The sequence below is a fragment of the Desulfurobacteriaceae bacterium genome, assembly GCA_039832905.1.
In the GTDB taxonomy this organism is placed as follows: Bacteria; Aquificota; Aquificia; order Desulfurobacteriales; family Desulfurobacteriaceae; genus Desulfurobacterium.
The window spans coordinates 3,485-22,195 of the sequence record JBDOLX010000071.1 but is presented as its reverse complement, the minus strand read 5'-3'; the positions used below and the strand labels follow the sequence as shown (position 1 = coordinate 22,195).

The window sequence follows — 18,711 nt, the reverse complement described above, 5'->3', positions numbered from 1 at the left end:
ACCCCTCCTCAAAGAGAGTTTTAATCCTTTGGAACCACGGAGATGCTTGGAGAAATCTGAAAGCTCGGAATACGGAAAAAATTTTCAAATCAGCCGCTTACGATGAAACTTCCGACGACCTTCTATATATGTACGAGCTCAAAAAAGCATTGGAAAACATAACGGATAACGGGACAAAACCTTTTGATGTGATAGGTTTTGACGAATGTTTAATGGGAGAGTTTACAACACTAACACTCCTAAAAGACTATGCAAACGTAATAGTAGCTTCACCAGAATACGAACTTGGAGATGGTTGGGGAGATGTATGGGGAAAGCTTCCAACTTGGTATGAACAAGGATTAGACACTTGGACAATAGCTAAAAACATAGTGGATGGATACATAGAGTATTGGAAAGCTAATCCACCTTACGTTCCTCTTGCTTATCCACAAGATATAGGACTAACAGCTATTAAAACAACAGCTTTAGAAAGTCTTAGACAAGCTTTTGAACAGTTCGCTGGAAGCTTATATCAAACTGCTTTAAATGAAGTGGAAAATGGACAGTTGTATGAGGTATTTTATAGCTTTGCTAGTAATTCTTCTCTTAGTGCATTTGCAGAAAATATTGGATTTTGGGGAAATATACTTTCAAGTTTTGATTTTTCTTCTGATGTAATAGCAGTAGAATTAGATAATGCTACTTCTTGGACTGTTAAAGAAGGAATTAACTATCATTCTGAGTATGGAGGAAGTGTAAACAATAGGTTAGGATACGATTTGCTTTACTTAATTACAAGGACAGGATTAGCTACAAGATTGCTTGAATTAGGTGCAACACCAGATCAAGCAGTGGAATATTTGGTTTTTAATGGATTTGATAATCCTCCTCAATATCTCTCTCCTTCCTTTGACAACAACACAGTCCAAAACTCCCTCAATTTCCTTAATGTTTACAACCAAGTGAAAGCGAATGATGAACTTTACACAAGGTATCTCAATCTTGATATGCAAGGTGGATATAATGAGAATGTGGTAGGTTCTGGACTATCTCTTATCTACCCTTACACATCCCCAGCTTACGCATCTTCACCTAAGCTTGAACTTTGTAATTTCCAAAACTTTGTAGAAAGCTATAACTCTACACTTCCTAACTACACCAACTTTGTGAAGACAGTTTTTGGAGAAATGTGGAAAGCTTTTGAAGATACTCATTGGAATAATGAATTAGTTTGTGATGATGTAGGAAACTTAGTTGATAAAGACTTGATGTGAAGGTGTGAATGAAGTGGAAGAGGGGGAAGTAAGGAAAAATTGTTCCCCCTCTTAGTTGATTTCAATTATCTTTCCACTTAGCACCATATAGCTATGTCCATTACAGTCAAAGTATAAGTTTTTACCTGAAACTCCAAAGTTGACCCTACTTTCTGCTCCTCCTCCCTTCCATACACCTTCTACTGGGTCGTAGTAAACAAGAGTATCAGAATAATCGTCTCCGTGATCTGGAAGTGTTCCTACAGTATAACCACAAACTTCAACTCTACCACCCCATAAACTTTGATACACCTTAACAGGAAGTATGTTTCCAGATGGAGTGGTTATGGAAGTGCTTATGATATAGCTTCCACTTCCTCCTCTGTCTTCTACATTATAGGATTTGGTAGATGTCGTTTCTACATATCCTTCAGGACAAGAAGGAGCTGACCATGTTATATGCTCACAACTACCATCTATAGCACTATAACTACTACAGTATCCTGTTATTACTAAATCCTCTTTAGTAGGGTCTTTGGAAGCACAGAATTTACGGTATTGAGAATAAAAAGTCCCTAAAGGTTTAACTCCTATAGCTACTTTAGCCATATACCAGAGGTATCCTTTACCCCTAATATAAGTTACAGCTCCTAAGTCTCTTACATTTCCACTTCCATCTTTGAAGTATATGTGGATGTTTCCATCTCCTGCTATGTTTTCAAAGAAGTATCCTACAAACTTTAATGAAGATGTATCTGCTTGCTGGGTAGTAGAAACAACGGTCATATCTCCTTTTAAAGCTTCTATTCTTGTATCTACTTTGTTGTTAAATACTGCTTTCCTTAATCCATTCGGGTTTATATACATATCATAGAAAGTCTGATCTGCACGCTCTTTGAATTGTTTAATTTTGCTATCGTAATCATCTGTAGAAGTAGTAGCAAGCTTGCTAGCATAAGAAGTAGTATCTCCCACTAACCTGCGTGCTACTGTGTTTACATTCGTTCCAGCGTTTTTGTAGTAGGTATAGTTGCTATCACTAATTCCCAATTCTGTCATTCCAGTAGCAAGGTTTCTATAATTCCTTCCAGCGTAGAAGTAGTCGAGGGAGTTGTAGTTTATAAAACCTGAACTATCTATTTCAGCAGGTTTCCTTCCTGTTAGTCCGTATCCTAAGCTTAAATAAGCTTCACCTATCTGTCTTGTGTCTAAGGTAGTATTAACTGGTTGGTCGGTGATACCTTCAACGAAGTTTTTGACATTTTCTCCTACTTTTTGTTGTTTATCCTCAAAAATAAGAATTTATCTTACCTAATTCAACAGTGAGTTGTTTTGTTTTACTTTGTTAAGTAAGGTAAGGTGAAAAAAGAAATTCTATTATTGATTGGAAATTTTCTTTTAGGATAAGTAATTTAATTTGTAAGCAAAAACTAATATTCAACTATTATTTAGAGTTATCTATTTTTACTTAGTTAACAATTACTTTGTTTTGTTTTGTTATATAATGTTAAATAAGAGTAAGTAATACTAAGTAAAGCTAAGTAAAGCTAAATAATAGCTGGAAGAAAATTTAGAAAAGAAAGAAGGGAGGGTTGTGATGTCAACATCAGAAAAAAGGATGGAAAACATCTATAATCACCTCAGGGGAAACTTTATTGTTATAGGGTTAACTGGAGCTCTTGGAGCTGGATGTTCAAAGACAGCAGAAATTTTAGGAAGAGAAGATTTTCCAAGGTTATTTTGCGATAATCCTGTAGATTGCGTTAAATGGATTGATAGTGAATGTAAAAGTGGAAAAATAACATTTGATCATTTAGAAATATTTAGAGCTAAGCGTTTGATAAGATTTTATAAGGGTATGAATGCTTGGGAATCTTTCCGGGTTATATATTGGAAGCTTTGTTCATCTATATTTACAACAATGTTTTTTCTCTCTTTGAAGAAGAGCTGAAAAAACAAATTGAAGATCAAAGTGAGAGAGAAAAGACTTTGGAAGATCTTAAAAAATTTATAGAAATGTCAGAAACTATTTTAGAGGATGATGACAACAAGTCAAAGGTTGACGCTTTTGTGAAGGCTATAGAAGATTATAAAACATTATATAATAGATCTGTTGTGGAAGAAATTTTAAAGAAAGGAATTATTTCCTCGAGTAAATGCTTAAAAAGAGAAGAGGAAGATAACTTTTTCTTTTACAGAAATAGAACTCTACAAGAATTAGGAAGATTCTTAAGAAGGTTAGGAAATAAAGTCATAGATTTTGAAATAGGACCTGTCTTTTGGTTAGCAGAATTAGTAAGACGTTGTATAAAGATTCTTTCAGAGTATAGAGATGGAAAATTTGTAAAAGGAAGATTTGTAATAGATGCTCTAAGAAATCCCTTTGAAATTGAGTACTTTCGGAATAGATACAGCAATTTTTATCTTTTCTCTATTCTAGCTAGTAAAAATGTAAGGAGAAGAAGACTAAAAGAAAAAATATTACTGAGTGACGAAGAGATAAAACAACTTCAAGGTATAGAAAATAAAGTACCAAGTTCTAAAGAGGAACTTTATGAACAAAATATCAATTTTTGTGTAGGAAAAGGAGATGTTTTTATTAATAATGATGATGTATCAATTACTTTATTAACTTATCAGCTTGGTAAGTACATTGCTTTAATTTTAAATCCTGGATTAGTTACTCCAACAAAAGACGAAATATTTATGCAGGTAGCTTTTACTGCTCGTTATGCTTCTGGATGTATTTCTAGGCAGGTAGGAGCTGTAGTAACAGGAAAAGATGGATATGTTAGAGGAGTTGGATGGAATGATGTTCCAGAGAAGCAAATTCCTTGTCTGTATAGAACCTTAGAAGAATTGGAAGATACAAGTGAAGTAGCTGGAAATCTTGTGTTTAGCGATTATGAGTTATCCTCAGATTTTAAGAATTTTGCATTAAATGAGTTCGAATACAACAGAAAGAAGTGGAATAAAAACTTTCCTTTCTGTTTCAAGGATATTCAAAATCAGAAGGAAGTAAATGAAAAGATTAAGGAAGCAAAAAAGAGAATAGAAACTATGAGCTTAGGAGTGAAGGGAGTAGAGGAATTAAAGAAAATTATAGATGACTTTAAAAACTTCAAAAATCCTACACGAGAAAGAGCTCTCCACGCTGAAGAAAACGCTTTCCTTCAAGCAGCAAAAGTAGGTGGTATGTCTGTTGCAGGTGGAACTTTATACTCTACGGACTCTCCGTGTCAGCTTTGTGCTAAAAAGTCAAGACAACTTTTTATAGAAAGAATTGTTTATATAGATGATTATCCTGATATCTCTAAAGATCATACGCTTTGTTCTGGGAAGGAGAAAACAAGACCTAAGATTGAAATGTTTAGTGGAGCGATTGGTCAAGCTTATTTCAAGCTGTATGCTCCTTTTATACCGAGAAGGGATGAGTTAAAACTAATCTTATAATCAGGAACTTAAAGCTTAGAAAACACGAGGTAAAGAATGGTAGCAAAGTTAAAAGAATTGGAAAATCACCTTTGGAATAGTGCGACAGCTTTATGGGGTGCTATTGATCCTGCGAAATACAAGGACATTGTTTTAGGAATTGTTTTTCTGAAATATCTATCAGATGCTTTTGAAAAAAGAAGAAACGAGCTCTTAGAAGAAACTAAGAATCCAAATAGTGAGCTCTACTGTGAAACAGAAGAGGAAAGGGAAGAAATTTTAAACGACAAAGACGAATACAGGTCTGTAGGTGTTTACTACATACCCGAAAAAGCAAGATGGAGTTATCTAATAGAAAAAGCTACTCAACCTGAAATACCTAAGCTTTTAGACGAAGCTATGATTGCTATAGAGAAAGAGAATCCAACTTTAAAGGGTGTCCTTCCTAAAGAATACGTAAGGTCTCAAATTCCACCTGAGAAACTTGGACAGCTTTTAAATATCTTCAACAACATTAACTATGAGGATCACATAGAAAACAAGGACGAAAGCATAGGAGACGTTTTCGGAACAATCTACAGCTACTTTATGCGTCAGTTTTCCCAAAAACTTGGACAGAAAGGAGGAGAATTCTTTACTCCTCAGTGCGTTGTTAAGCTAATGGTAGAGCTAATAGAACCTTTAGAAGGGAGAGTTTACGACCCAGCGTGTGGAAGTGGTGGAATGTTCGTTCAAAGTGCAAAATTTGTAAAAGAGCACAGAGGAAAACCTCTCAGTATTTACGGACAGGAACTTAACCCAGCTACGGTTAGAATATGCAAAATGAACCTTGCTATTCACGGTTTACCGATAGACAACATAAAACAAGGAGACACATTATCTAACGACTTACATAAAACTTTAAAAGCAGATTACATAATTACAAATCCACCTTTTAACTACAACAACTACAACTCTTCAGAGTTAGAAGGAGATGTAAGATTTAAGTATGGAATGGTTCCGAGAGACCCTAACAAACCAAAGAGTGGAAATGCTAACTTTTTATGGATTCAACACTTTATCTATCATTTAGCTGATAAAGGTATATGTGCAACTATCATGGCTAACGGTTCGCTTTCTGCTGGTGGAAAAGAAGGAGAGATAAGAAAAGCTATCATAGAAGATGACCTTGTTGACTGTATAATAGCGCTTCCAAATAAACTTTTTTACACAACACAGATTCCTGCTTGTATTTGGATATTAGCTAAAGATAAAGCAGACCCAAGATTCAGAAATCGCAAAGGAGAAGTTTTATTCATAGATGCAAGAGAACTTTATAAAGCTGTCTCAAGAAACTTAAATGAACTTACAGATGAACACATTCAAAAGATAGCTTCCACATACAGAAGCTATAGGGGAGAAAAAGGTTATCCAGAGTATAAAGACATAAAAGGTTTCTGCAAAGTAGCTACTATTGATGAAATAAGGGAAAATGACTACATCTTAACACCGGGACGCTATGTAGGAGTTAAAGATATAGAAGAAGACAGTGAACCGTTTGAAGAAAAAATGGAAAGATTGACAAAGCAGTTAGCAGAGCAGTTTAGAAAGTCAAGAGAACTTGAGGAGAAGATTAAACAAAACTTAGCAAAGTTGGGGTTTAAAGTTGAATGAGGAGATAAAAGTTCCTGAAGGATGGAAAGTTAAGAAAATAAAGGAAATTGGTAAGGTTATTACGGGAAAGACTCCTCCAACGAAAATTTCTGAATATTGGGATGGTTCTATTCCTTTTATAACACCGTCAGATATTAAAGGTTTTGATATTCGTTTCAACTATACTGTTGAAAGGAAAGTTAGTCATGATTGGGTAGAGAGGGCGAAGAATTTACTATTACCTGAAAAGTCTATTTGTTTTGTCTCTATTGGCTCAACCATAGGTAAAATGTGTATGACAAAAGAACCTTCATTTACTAATCAGCAAATAAATTCTATTATAGTTAACGATGAACATAATCCCTTCTTCATCTTCTACTTGTTGAGATATTATCAGAAAAATATACATTTAAAATTCACAGGAGGCGCTGCTAAGGGAATTATTAATAAGACAACATTTGAGAACATAGAACTTCCTATTCCTCCCCTTCCCGAACAACAAAAAATCGCAGAAATACTTGGAAGTATAGACGACCAGATAGAAAATTTAATGGAACAGAACAAAACCCTTGAGGAAATAGCAAAAACTATCTTTAAAAGATGGCTTATAGACTTTGAATTTCCAAATGAGGAAGGAAAACCTTATAAATCAAGTGGGGGTGAGTTTGTAGATAGTGAACTTGGGAAGATTCCGAAGGGGTGGAAAATTTTTAGATTTAAGGAAATTTTTTCTTTTGTAAAAGGAAAAAAACCTAAAGCTTTAGAAAATAGATATAGAGAAGGACTTTTACCTTACCTGTCGATTGAATATCTAAGTGGTAATACGAATAATGTTCAGTATGCTCTACCTGAAAACGTAATAGTTAGCAGTGATGAAGATATCCTAATGGTTATGGATGGAGCAAGTTCTGGAAAAATTTTCATAGGTAAAAAAGGTATAGTTTCTTCAACGATAGCAAAAATAAATATCATAAATGAAATAGTTGGAAAAGATTTACTATACTTTTATCTATTACATTATGAAGAAAAGATCAAAAGTCATACAACAGGTTCAGCTATTCCTCATGTAGATAAAAAGTATGTCCTCAATTTAAAAGTTGCTCTACCATTGGAAAGTTATTTATCTACTAAACTTAATTTAATAATGAAAGATTTTGTTTTAAAAATACTAAATAACAACAAAAAAATTCAAACACTAACCCAACTTAGAGATATTCTACTACCAAAACTAATAACAGGAGAAATTAGAGTTAAGGTGTAGAAAGATGAGTGTTTTAAGTGAAAACAATCTTGTTGAACAACCAGCTTTGGAGTGGTTAAAGGAAGAGGGATGGGAATATCTGCATGGTAGCGAGCTTATACCGGAAGAAGGAGAAAGAGATTCTCTTTCTGACGTTATACTCAAAAGAAGGTTTTTAGAGAGTCTAAAAAAGATTAATCCTCATGTTCCAGAAGAAGCGTTAGAAGAAGTCTATAAAAAGCTATTTACGATAGTTTATCCAGACTTAGCACATACCAACCTTCACTTCCATAGACTTTTGGTAAATGGTGTAAGTATTGAATATAGAGACAGTAGAGGAAATTTAAAATCAGACATCGTAAAACTAATAGACTTTGAAAATCCAGAGAACAATTCTTTTTTAGCTGTTAATCAATTTGTAGTTAAAGAAGAGAACAAAGATGGTGTTAGATTTGACATCGTCCTTTTTATAAATGGACTACCAATTGCACTGTTTGAGCTTAAAAGTGCGTCAAGGTCAATAAAAAATGCATACACTCAGATACAAAACTATAAGGAACTTTCTCCTCAAATTTTCTACTACAACGAAGTTTTAGTAATAAGCAACTTAGTTGAAACAAAAGCTGGTAGCTTAACAGTTCCTTACGATAGGTTTTTTAAATGGAGAGGTATAGAAGATAAATACGATTACGAAGAAGGAAAGATTCCATCCTTGGAAGTTCTCATAAAAGGTCTTTTTAACAGGAACAGGATTTTAGAGTATATAAAGGACTTTGTTGTCTTTGAAGTAGATAAAAAGACTGTAATAAAGAAAATAGCTATGTACCACCAATTTTACGATGTAAGAAAAGCAATTGCGAACACTTTAAAAGCTTTGAATTCACATGATAAAAGAATAGGTACTTTCTGGCATACCCAAGGTTCTGGAAAGTCTCTATCAATGGTTTTCTATGTAAGAAAAGCTATAAAGTTAGAAGAGTTGAAAAATCCAACCGTAGTAATGTTAACAGATAGAACAGACCTTGACGACCAACTATCAAAAACCTTTCTAAAAACAGAACTTAAAGATTACGTAGAAGTAGTAGAAAGCGTAAAAGACCTCAGAGAGAAGTTAAGCAAAAACTCGGGTGGGATTGTTTTTACGACCATTCAAAAGTTCCAGCTAACCGATGAGGAGAAAGCAGAAGGTAAAGAGTTTCCAGTTATATCAGAAAGAGAAAATGTCATTGTAATAGCAGATGAAGCTCACCGTTCACAGTATAAGACCCTTGCTCAGAATGTAAGAAGAGCTTTACCTAATGCGATGTTTATTGGTTTTACAGGAACTCCAATAGAAACTGACGATAGATCCACTACTACAACTTTTGGGGATTATGCTGGAATATACACAATGAAACAAGCAACAGAAGATGGAGCTGTAGTTCCAATATTCTATGAATCAAGGTTTTCTGAACTTCACCTTTCAGAGTATTTCTTAGACCTTGAGTTTGAGGACATTACAAGAGAAATAGAGGAAACTCAAAAAGAGAAGCTGAAGAAGAAGTTTTCAACTCTTGAAATACTTGTTAGAAATCCCGACAGGATGAAGAAGATAGCAGAAGACATTGTTAATCACTTTAACTCATTAGAACTTGATACAAAAGCAATGGTCGTTTGTATAAGCAGAGCAGCTGCAGTTGAGATGTATAACTACATGAAACAACAAAAAGGTTGTCCTGAAATAGCAGTTGTAATGTCTGGAAGTAAAAGTCATGACCCACAGGAATTTTGGGAGCACATAAGAAGTAAGCAGGAGCTTAAAGAATTAGCAGAAAGATTTAAAGACCCAAAAGATCCACTAAAGATAGTCATTGTTGTTGATATGTGGTTAACCGGTTTTGACGCTCCTGTCGTTTCTACGATGTACATAGATAAACCGATGAAAAATCATACACTACTTCAAGCTATAGCAAGAGTAAACAGAGTTTACCCAGGAAAAGAAGGGGGATTAATAGTAGATTACATAGGAATTACAGATGACTTAAGAAAATCTCTTTCAGTTTACACAAGAGATGTAATTGAAGAATCAATTATCCCTATAGATGAAGCAATAAAGTTAATGCTTGAAAAATACGATATTGTTCGTTCCTACCTAAAAGGAATTAACTATAAAGACTGGAAGTCAAAAAGCAATGTAGAACAAGCAAGACTCTTTTCTGAAAGCTACGATAAACTGACACGGAATCAAGAAGAATTAAGAGAGTTCCTAAAACAGGTTTCAGCACTAACTAAAGCTTATGCTCTTGTAAGCACAACAAAAGAAGCTATAGAGATTAGAGATGATGTAGAATTCTTCCAAAACGTTGCAAGAATGTTAAGAAGATACACTTCCAGTAGAGTAGTTGATGTCTCCGAGAAGGTAGAAGAAGCGATTAAAAACTTAGTAGATAGAGCTATAAAAGCTTCAAAAGTTAAAAATATTTTCGGAATAGATAAATCTGATGAAGAAATATCCATATTTGATCCTGACTTCCTGAAATATCTTGATAGAATTTCCAGTGAAAACACTAGAGTTAAAGTCTTTGAAAAACTATTAGAAGATGAAATAAAAGTTAGATTAAGAAAGAACAGGGTTAAGAGAAAATCTTTCCAAGAGAGAATAGAAAAACTTATACAGCAATACAATAATAGAATACTAACCTTTGAAGATGTTATTTGTCAGCTTAGAACTTTAGCTGAAGAGTTAAAGAACATTCAAAGTTGCAGAGAAAAGCTTGGGCTAACAGAAGAAGAGGAAGCTTTCTATGATATTTTAATTTCATCTTCAGACTGTAAGTATGACGAGAAAGTCATCAAAATTGTTAAAGAACTAACAGAAAGGATAAAATCAGAGCTTACTGTAGATTGGCATAGAAGCGAACAATCTAAAGCAAAAGTAAGGAGCATAATAAAGAGAATCCTAAGAAAACATAAATTCAAACGGGATAGCAGGATTATTGAGCTTATCTTTAAACAAGTAGAGGAGATTTACAAAGATTATCCGTTGGTTGCTTAAAAGATAAAGAAGTTTTTAGAGGAAGGGAATGTTGTCTGTTCAAAGTATTCACACTTGTTTGATATTATGCTTACAAGAGTAGTTACTTTTGTAGATAAGAATATTTCTCTGTACTTCTTTCAACGAAGTATTTAAGTATTCAATGAAGAATTAGAACAGAAGTTGCGGAATAAAACTTTACTAAAGATAGCTTTTTCCTAAAGCACTTTCTTCCGCTTTCTTAAAAAAGTCAGGGTCATAATGTTTTTCTATATACTCTTTAAGATTTGGAAAGAGTTCGTCCTCAGTTTGGGTTAACTTAAGAACTTCTGCTATTTTGGGAGTTACCCACTTAGCTCGTGTAGCTCTTGCGTTAAGGATTGTTTCTTTTCTCCTATTACCTAACCAGCATATACCTTGAGAATCAACAAACGGTTTAAATTTTTCCTTAAACCATTTAGAAAAATCATTCTTTGCTATCTCAACTAGGAAGTCCTTTGTTTCTTTAAGTAGTTTTTCTCCTCCAAAGAAAGCACTTTTCTTTAACCATTTGTCAAGATACTCTTTAAAAAGCTCTAAATTCTTTTCTCCAAGAAACAGAGGAGTTTCAAGCAAAGCTCTCAAAGCAAGAACTACAAACTTAATCCCTTCTTTTCTTAAACGATAGGGTAGAAATTCATAGGACATAGTTCTTTGTATTAAGCTTCCATCTTTTCTTTCCCATACAGGTTCTCTTAGAAGAAGATGAATTATTCCAAGCTCTTCCATCTTCTCCACAAACTTTGTTTTTTTCTCTTTTTCTTTAAGATATCTGTCCAATAGATATCTTAGAAAGACGTTTACTAACTGTACTGCTAATACATAGCTAAATGTCTCTCCTAAAATTCTTGGTATCGGATAATGATATTTATTTCTAAGTCCATACCACCATTCTTCTACTTCTTCTTTTACTCTTTTTCCAAAGAGTTTTTCAATTCTATCAAGTATTCCTTCCTCTATTGCATCTTGTATAGCTAATCTCTGTCTTCTCATCAAAAGTTCATAGGGAACTTTTACCTCTCCCATTTCTATCAAATGATCTATGTTAATTTTCATAGCTTCCTCCTATTTAGTTCTGCTTATTTCAGTACTGTTAAGTTAAGTAGTTAACTGTTTTGTTTTATTTAACAATACATTATACTACTTTGTTTGCTTTAATAAAGTAAGATATAGCAAAACAAGATTTTGAAATTTATAGAAAAAAGTTTCTAACTGGGATTTAAGCGAATCAGGGATACAATGATAGGAAATGACTAAAGATTTTTTGTTCGAAGGTTGTTTACAACTGTTTGCAAATTGTTCGCAAAAAATGCGTCTGAGAGAAGGTAGAATTAGCTTTAAGACAGCAGAAAGGAATGTCGCGTTAAAGTTTGATAAGCTATTGTGAAAGAAAAGGTTTGTTTGGTGCCCGGGGCGGGAATCGAACCCGCACGGGCTTACGCCCAAGGGATTTTGAGTCCCTCGCGTCTGCCAGTTCCGCCACCCGGGCAAGTCTTGTGAGATTATAATATAGGCTAAAACTAAAAACTTCTCAAGGAGAAAACTATGAAGATAGGTTTTATTGGTGGCGGAAACATGGCAGAGAGTTTTATGGCAGCTTTTAATGTTCCTTCAATAATTGTTTCAGATATTAACGAAGAAAGGTTGAAATTCTTAAAAGATAACTACAGAGTAGAGACGACTAAGGACAACTTAGAAGTTGTTAAAACTTGCGAAATAATTTTCCTTGCAGTTAAACCACAAGTTTTAACTTCCGTTCTAAAAGAAATAGCACCAGTTTTAAAAGATTCTCAAGTAGTTGTTTCTATGGCAGCAGGTTATCCAATAAGGAAAATGGAAGAAATTTTGGGAAGTGATAAAAGGATTATTAGAATAATGCCAAACATTTTAGTAAAGATAAAGAAAGGAATTACTGCTATTTGCAATAATAAAAATGTAAAAGAAGACGATCTTGAGAAGGTTAAAGATCTGCTTTCTTCTTGTGGAGAAGTGGTAGAAGCGGAAGAAAAACTCTTTGACGGAATAACAGCACTTTCAGGAAGTGGGCCTGCTTTCATTTTCCTAGTTATAGAAGCTTTAGCAGATGGTGGAGTAAAGATAGGGTTACCACGGGAACTTGCTTTGAAGCTTGCCCTTGAAACTATCATAGGTTCTTGTGAAATGGTAAAAAGTGGAGAACATCCTGAAGTCTTGAAAGATAAAGTGACTTCTCCTGCTGGAACAACGATTGCTGGACTTTATGCCTTAGAAGAAAATAGAGCTCGCTATGCTTTCATAAAGGCTTTAGAAAAAGCTTTTGAACGTTCCTGTGAAATTTCAAGTCTTGTAGAGAAGATGTAATGAAAAGACCAAAACCTGAAAAAAGATTTTATAGAGAAAGGATAAAAAAGGAGGGTTTTACATCTTTTGAGTTAATTGTAGGAGAAAGTGACGTTTGGATTTCCATTCCAAAAAACTTTAAGTCTTTAATTAAAGAAATTAAGCCTTTACTAATAGACTATCTTGTTTCTTTAAGAACCCAAATATTCCTTTACGGACAAAACCACGAAAGATTTTTTACATCTTTAACTCCTATAGAGGTTGATATAGTAGCACCAAAAATAGTTAAAGAAATGGCTTTAGCTTCAAAGAAAGCTTTTGTCGGTCCAATGGCAGGAGTAGCAGGAGCTATTAATAAATTTTTAGGAGAAAAGTTAAAGGAGTTTGGAATATCGGAGTTCATAATAGAAAACGGAGGAGATGTTTATTTTTCCTCAAGTTCTGAAATTGTCTCCTCTTTAATATTTGGAGATCCTAAACTTGATGGAAAACTTGCAATAGTAGTTCCAAAAGGAAGTTTTGGTATTTGTAGTTCATCAAGTAAGATTGGACACTCTTTAAGTCTTGGTAGAACCCATTTAGCTACAACGATAGCAAAGTGTCCAATTTTAGCAGACTGCTGTGCTACTTTCCTGGGAAATAGTCAAGACGAAGAAGACTTTATAGAAAGATGTAAGAAAATAACAGACATTTATGGTGCATTAGGATTTTTGAACGGAAAGTTTGTAATTTTTGGAGAAGTTAGACTTGTTAAGGTTTCTTGACACTCCGTATGAGTGTAATATAAATTAATTGCAATATTTGAATTAAATTTCAAAGGGGTTGAGTGATGAAGTTAAAACTTGTTGCTTTAACTTTACTGTTGACTGCTGAAACTTACGGAATGACCCTTAGTGAAGCTGTAAAAACTGCGCTTTCAAAGAATAATCAACTCCTAGCTAAAAAATTTGAACTGAAAGAAAAAGAACACGATCTTAAGATAGCAAAGAAAAGGCTTTGGCCAACTCTGGAACTTTACTCAGAATTTAACAAATCCAACGATCCTATGGTTTCGCTAATGAATAAAATAGAAGCACAAAAATTAAACCCAGCGACTACCGACTTTAACGATCCCGGAACTTCTCAGTTGTTTAAGACCGGCATTAAAGCAACTGTTCCTTTATGGCTTGGTGGAAAGTTAAGAACGGCAGTTTCTTTAAGTAAAAAGGAAGTGAAAGCAACTAAAGAACAACTTTCTAAAGAAAAAGAAAAAGTAGTATTTGATGTTGTCAGAGCTTACTTTAACGTTTTAACTGCTAAAGCTTATCTTGAAACTGCAAGCCTTGCGGTAAAAGATGCAGAAAGACACCTTGAAGACGCTAAAGTAGCTTATAAAGCTGGCTTTGCCGTAAAGTCTGATGTTCTAAGGGCAAAAGTTTACCTTGAGAGCGTAAAAGAAAATCTTGTGAAAGCAGAAAGTAACTATGAAATTGCTAAGAGGGCTTTAGCTTTAGCAATTGGACTTTCTGGAAATGAACCTGTAGATGTTGATGGAAATCTTAACTTCAAGGAATTTAACGTTGACTTGAATGAAGCTATAAAAGTTGCCATTGAAAATAGATCCGAACTCAAAGAACTAAAGCTAAGACTTTCGCAAACTAAGGATTTAAAAGACTTAGCAAAATCCGATTTTATGCCACAATTTGTTCTGTTTGGAGAGTACTTCCTAGCAAGTGATAACAGCCCTATTGCGGAAGACAATACTGCTTGGACTATAGGACTGAAGGCTTCAATAAATCTTTTTGATGGTGGAGTAAAGTTTGAAAAACTTAGAAAAGCTAAGACTTCTGAGTTAAAGATTAAAGAATATATGGAAAGGGCAAAGAAAGGAATAGAGTTTGAGGTTGCAAGAGCGTACTATAAAGTTCAGGAAGCTAAGAAAAGAGTGGAACTTGCAAAAATTTCTCTTAAATCTGCTAAGGAATCTTTAAGGATTGTTGAAAAAAGATACAAAGCTGGACTTTCAACAATTACAGAACTCCTTGATACCCAAACAGCATTAAATAAAGCAAGGGCAGGTCTTGTTAATGCTTTGTCTTCTTACAATCAAGCAGTAGCAGAACTTTTCTTTAAAGAAGGAGTGATTTCTAATAAATACACTAAGCTTGAGAATTAACAAAATTTGTCATTAAATTTTGACGAAAATTGTCAGTAAGAAGACGAAAGCAGTAGAGAGATCATCTATACATTTGGCACAAAATTTGCTTTAATAAAAAATGAGAAACAAAAAAACTTCAGGGAGGTTTTAAGATGAGGAAGGCGTTCACGCTCGTAGAACTACTAATCGTTATCGCGATCATTGCGATCTTAGCAGCAATCGCTGTACCACAGTACACAAACTACGTAAGAAAAGCGGCAGCTTCTAACGCACAAGCAGCTTACTCTGCTTGTTTAGCAGCTGCACAAGCAGCTTTTGCTGACAATGGAACAAAAAGTTATAGTTGCAGTGTAAAAGCGGATGATACTAAAACCATTACTGTTAACCTTACAGATGAAGGAAACCTTGACTCTATCAAGCCAACTTCTTTAACAATCAAAGGTCATAAAGTAACATGTACCGCTGATACAGCTGCTAATGTAATCACATGTGAACCATCTTCTTAATACTAATTTGTTAAAGGGGCTTACCGCCCCTTTTAATTTTTTCTTTTTTTAACCAAAAAGGGAGGGAGTCCTTTTAATGAAAAAGGGATTCACTTTAGTTGAGCTTCTTATTTCTATTGCTATTTTAGCTATCTTAGTCTCAATAGCTGTTCCTAACTATGTAAAATATAGAAAAAATGCTGTCGTTTCAAGAGTACAAGGAGATCTAACTTCTTGTGTTGGAGAATTAATGGCACAGTTTGCAGATAATGGAACAACCAAAAAAGATTGTAGAGTTTATGAGTCAAATGATACTTGCACCTTAGTGGTTGACGAAAATAGTGGACAAGTAAAGATAGACGAGTCATATTGTATTTTTACTGTTAGAGGAGAAAAGATAAAGTGTGAGATAAAAACCGAATATGGAGATGTTAACGGAAGGATAGATTGCTATCCTCTTGATTAGGGAGTGAAAATGATAGACCTTCATACCCATACGATTTTTAGCGATGGTGAACTTATTCCGAGTGAACTTGTAAGAAGAGCTGAAAGTATAGGCTATAGAATATTGGCGATTACGGATCATGTAGATTATTCAAACTATAGATTTGTTCTTGAAAGACTTTACGAAACTGTTGAGATTTTAACAAAATATACGAAAGTTTTAGTGATTCCGGGAGTGGAAATTACCCACGTTCCACCGGTTAAAATTCCCGAACTTATTCAAAAATCAAGAGAGGCAGGAGCAAAGATAGTTGTTGTCCACGGAGAAACTATTGTTGAACCTGTAGCACCAGGAACAAACAAGGCAGCAATAGAAGGTAAAGCTGACATTTTGGCACATCCTGGAATAATTACGGAAGAAGAGGTAGAACTTGCAAAAGAATTTGGTGTTTATCTAGAGATAACAGCAAGAAAGGGACACAACATTACAAACGGACACGTGGCAAAGCTTGCTAAAAAGTTTGGAGCAAAGCTTGTCATTAACACAGATGCCCATTCTCCAAGTGATCTTATACCCAAAAGTTTTGCAATAAAAGTTGGAATAGGAGCAGGATTAACTTTACAAGAAGTTGAAGGGTGTTTTAAAAACAGTGAAGAACTTGTTAAGAGTAAAGTAGATGCGTTTAAGTAAGGAGGTTGCAGAATTTTTAAAAAAAGAGATAAAGAAGTTTTTACCGGATGCAGAAATATATCTCTTTGGTTCAAGAGTTTATAAAGACAAGAGAGGAGGGGATATAGATATCTTAGTTATTGGAGAAAGGAAACTCTCCTTAATGGAGAAAGTTAAAATAAGAGTTGCCTTTTTCAAACGTTTCGGAGAACAAAAGATTGATATTATCTCTTTTTCAAGAGATGAAAAATCAACTTTCAAAGAATTTGCTTTGAAAGAAGGAGTAAAGCTTTGAAAGATGAAAAGAAAGAATTGCTTTTAGAAAATTTAGAAATGTTAGAAAAAAGTCTTTCTTATCTTTCAGAGTCTTATGAAAGATGTAAAAAGATAGGCATAAAGGAAAGTTATGAATCTCAGGAACTTGTAGAGTTTGAAGCTTTAACTTCAAGATTTGCAAGAAGTGTCGATATTTTAACTTCAAGAGTAATAAGGTCTTTTTTAAAGTTTTTGAGAGAAGAAAAGAAAACATTAATAGATGTAGCAAACTACCTTGAAAAGTTGGAGATAGTCAAAAGTGCAGACGAGTTGTTAGTTTTAAGAGATGTTAGAAATCTCATAGCCCACGAGTACGTTTTTGAAAAGGTAGAAGAAATATTTGAAGAAGTTCTTAATCAAACACCTAAGGTTTTTGAAATTTCTGAAAAAATAAAACGATTTCTAAAAGACTACCTCTAATATTACTTCTCCAAATCACTTAATACAAAACACCCGTCCTCAGTAATTAAACAATTATCTTCTATTCTTACTCCTCCTAGTTCTGGGATGTAAATTCCCGGTTCAACAGTTACAACCATTCCTTCTTTTAAAACTTCTACTGATCTTTTTGAAAGGATTGGGGCTTCGTGAACTTCTACTCCTATTCCGTGGCCTGTAGAATGGACAAAATACTCGCCATATCCTCTCTCTTCTATATAGTTTCTGACTATAAGGTCAACCTCTTTACAAGCTTTTCCCGCTTTCAAGGCTTTAATTCCAATTTCTTGAGCTTCTTTAACAACTTCATAAATTCTTTTTATTTCATAAGGAACATTTCCAATTAAAAAAGTTCTTGTAATATCTGAAACATAACCTCTGTAAACAGTTCCAAAGTCAATAATTACCACATCTCCGTCCTTTATTTCTTTATTTGAAGTTTTCCAGTGTGGTATCGTGCTTCCTTTACCGCTTGCAACAATTATTTCAAAAGCCTCTCCTTCTCCTCCAAACTTAAAGAAAGCATTAAGAAGTTCTTTTCTAAATTCTTTTTCCGTTATTCCTGGTTTAAGTAAGTGTAGAACACTTTTTAAAGAAATTTCAGCAATGTTTATGGCACGTGTTATTAAGGAGATTTCTTCTTGGGTTTTAATAACTCTGAACTCATTTAAGAAACCTTCTTCTTCTACTACCTCAAAATGGGAAGATAGCTTTCTAAAGGTAGAAAGCTTTAATCTTGAAGGATCAACTATAACTTTTTGGAATCTCTTTACTTTCTCGTCTTTAAAAAATTCATTCCACGTTTTAAAAAGTCTAACGTTCCAATTTTTTAGTTCTTCTTTTGCTTTTTCAAAGTATCGTCCATCGGTAAAAAATATACAATCTCCACTTGAAAAAAGAACAGAAACACCAAAAGAGGAAGAAAAACCGGTTAGATAATAATTCTCTGCACTATCAAAAGAAACATATCCATCACAGCCTAAAGACCTTATCTTGGAAATAATTTTTTCGTGCATCTTTTCTCCTTTAGAGGATGTACTTTGTAAGGTCTTCGCTTTCTATGATGCCTTCTAGTTTTCCTCTTACATATTCTCTATCTATGATGATTTTTTGTCCTTTCATTTCAGGAGCATCGAAAGAAATATCTTCTAAAAGTTTTTCCATTACTGTATGGAGTCTTCTTGCACCAATGTTTTCAGCTTTTGTATTGGCTTCTTCAGCTATTCTTGCAATTTCCTCTATGCCGTCTGGAGTAAATTCTATTTCTACTCCTTCAGTTTCAAGAAGAGCTTTGTACTGCTTGGTAAGTGCG

General features: G+C 34.1%; 18 protein-coding genes and 1 tRNA gene. 14 read left to right on the top strand and 5 right to left on the bottom strand.

What is annotated here, in order from left to right; translation table 11 throughout:
• The coding region (locus ABGX27_05335) for a clostripain-related cysteine peptidase (protein MEO2068916.1) at positions 1–1,256 on the top strand (1,256 nt) is incomplete at its 5' end.
• A 51-nt stretch (positions 1,257–1,307) separates the two neighbouring features.
• Here ABGX27_05335 and ABGX27_05330 read toward each other — a convergent pair.
• On the bottom strand, positions 1,308–2,294 hold the full coding sequence (locus ABGX27_05330) for a hypothetical protein (GenBank protein ID MEO2068915.1): 987 nt from the start codon (positions 2,292–2,294) through the stop codon (positions 1,308–1,310).
• A gap of 538 nt (positions 2,295–2,832) precedes the next feature.
• On the opposite strand from ABGX27_05330, the gene ABGX27_05325 reads away from it, so the two are divergent.
• The 5 genes from ABGX27_05325 to ABGX27_05305 are packed head-to-tail and all read left to right on the top strand — an operon-like array spanning position 2,833 to position 10,573.
• Positions 2,833–3,186, top strand: coding sequence for a hypothetical protein (locus ABGX27_05325; protein MEO2068914.1), 354 nt, complete (start codon positions 2,833–2,835; stop codon positions 3,184–3,186).
• A gap of 38 nt (positions 3,187–3,224) precedes the next feature.
• Positions 3,225–4,688, top strand: a complete 1,464-nt coding sequence (locus tag ABGX27_05320; protein MEO2068913.1) for a deaminase — start codon at positions 3,225–3,227, stop codon at positions 4,686–4,688.
• A gap of 36 nt (positions 4,689–4,724) precedes the next feature.
• Positions 4,725–6,320 carry a class I SAM-dependent DNA methyltransferase gene (locus ABGX27_05315; GenBank protein MEO2068912.1) on the top strand — a complete coding sequence of 532 codons (1,596 nt, stop codon included), beginning with the start codon at positions 4,725–4,727 and terminating at the stop codon, positions 6,318–6,320.
• A complete protein-coding gene (locus tag ABGX27_05310; protein MEO2068911.1) occupies positions 6,313–7,560 on the top strand; it encodes a restriction endonuclease subunit S in 1,248 nt (415 codons plus the stop codon). Before ABGX27_05315 ends, ABGX27_05310 begins: the two co-directional genes overlap by 8 nt.
• A 4-nt stretch (positions 7,561–7,564) precedes the next feature.
• Entirely contained in the window at positions 7,565–10,573 is a 3,009-nt protein-coding gene (locus ABGX27_05305; protein ID MEO2068910.1) for a type I restriction endonuclease subunit R, read from the top strand.
• Positions 10,574–10,753: 180 nt separating this feature from the next.
• On the opposite strand, the gene ABGX27_05300 is transcribed toward ABGX27_05305, so the two are convergent.
• Together ABGX27_05300 and ABGX27_05295 are read right to left on the bottom strand one after the other, a co-directional pair.
• Positions 10,754–11,647: a hypothetical protein gene (locus ABGX27_05300; protein ID MEO2068909.1), complete on the bottom strand. Its 894-nt coding sequence runs from the start codon at positions 11,645–11,647 to the stop codon at positions 10,754–10,756.
• Between the two features lie 346 nt (positions 11,648–11,993).
• Positions 11,994–12,080, bottom strand: a tRNA-Leu gene (locus ABGX27_05295).
• A 56-nt stretch (positions 12,081–12,136) separates the two neighbouring features.
• Between ABGX27_05295 and proC the strand changes: the two genes are divergently transcribed.
• The 8 genes from proC to ABGX27_05255 all read left to right on the top strand — a co-directional run bounded on the left by proC (position 12,137) and on the right by ABGX27_05255 (position 17,381).
• Positions 12,137–12,931: a pyrroline-5-carboxylate reductase gene (proC, locus tag ABGX27_05290; protein MEO2068908.1), complete on the top strand. Its 795-nt coding sequence runs from the start codon at positions 12,137–12,139 to the stop codon at positions 12,929–12,931.
• Positions 12,931–13,674, top strand: a complete 744-nt coding sequence (locus tag ABGX27_05285) for a UPF0280 family protein (GenBank protein MEO2068907.1) — start codon at positions 12,931–12,933, stop codon at positions 13,672–13,674. Before proC ends, ABGX27_05285 begins: the two co-directional genes overlap by 1 nt.
• Before the next feature lie 65 nt (positions 13,675–13,739).
• A complete protein-coding gene (locus ABGX27_05280; GenBank protein ID MEO2068906.1) occupies positions 13,740–15,065 on the top strand; it encodes a TolC family protein in 1,326 nt (441 codons plus the stop codon).
• A gap of 134 nt (positions 15,066–15,199) precedes the next feature.
• Positions 15,200–15,553: a prepilin-type N-terminal cleavage/methylation domain-containing protein gene (locus ABGX27_05275; protein ID MEO2068905.1), complete on the top strand. Its 354-nt coding sequence runs from the start codon at positions 15,200–15,202 to the stop codon at positions 15,551–15,553.
• Positions 15,554–15,629: 76 nt separating this feature from the next.
• Positions 15,630–15,998: a prepilin-type N-terminal cleavage/methylation domain-containing protein gene (locus tag ABGX27_05270; protein ID MEO2068904.1), complete on the top strand. Its 369-nt coding sequence runs from the start codon at positions 15,630–15,632 to the stop codon at positions 15,996–15,998.
• 9 nt (positions 15,999–16,007) lie between these two features.
• Positions 16,008–16,667 carry a histidinol phosphate phosphatase domain-containing protein gene (locus tag ABGX27_05265; GenBank protein ID MEO2068903.1) on the top strand — a complete coding sequence of 220 codons (660 nt, stop codon included), beginning with the start codon at positions 16,008–16,010 and terminating at the stop codon, positions 16,665–16,667.
• Positions 16,654–16,941 carry a nucleotidyltransferase domain-containing protein gene (locus ABGX27_05260; GenBank protein MEO2068902.1) on the top strand — a complete coding sequence of 96 codons (288 nt, stop codon included), beginning with the start codon at positions 16,654–16,656 and terminating at the stop codon, positions 16,939–16,941. The genes ABGX27_05265 and ABGX27_05260 overlap by 14 nt, the downstream gene beginning before the upstream one ends.
• A complete protein-coding gene (locus ABGX27_05255; protein MEO2068901.1) occupies positions 16,938–17,381 on the top strand; it encodes a hypothetical protein in 444 nt (147 codons plus the stop codon). Before ABGX27_05260 ends, ABGX27_05255 begins: the two co-directional genes overlap by 4 nt.
• 2 nt (positions 17,382–17,383) lie before the next feature.
• Here ABGX27_05255 and ABGX27_05250 read toward each other — a convergent pair whose 3' ends face one another.
• Positions 17,384–18,415 carry a Xaa-Pro peptidase family protein gene (locus tag ABGX27_05250; protein ID MEO2068900.1) on the bottom strand — a complete coding sequence of 344 codons (1,032 nt, stop codon included), beginning with the start codon at positions 18,413–18,415 and terminating at the stop codon, positions 17,384–17,386.
• 10 nt (positions 18,416–18,425) lie between these two features.
• The coding region (locus tag ABGX27_05245; protein MEO2068899.1) for an HslU--HslV peptidase ATPase subunit at positions 18,426–18,711 on the bottom strand (286 nt) is incomplete at its 5' end.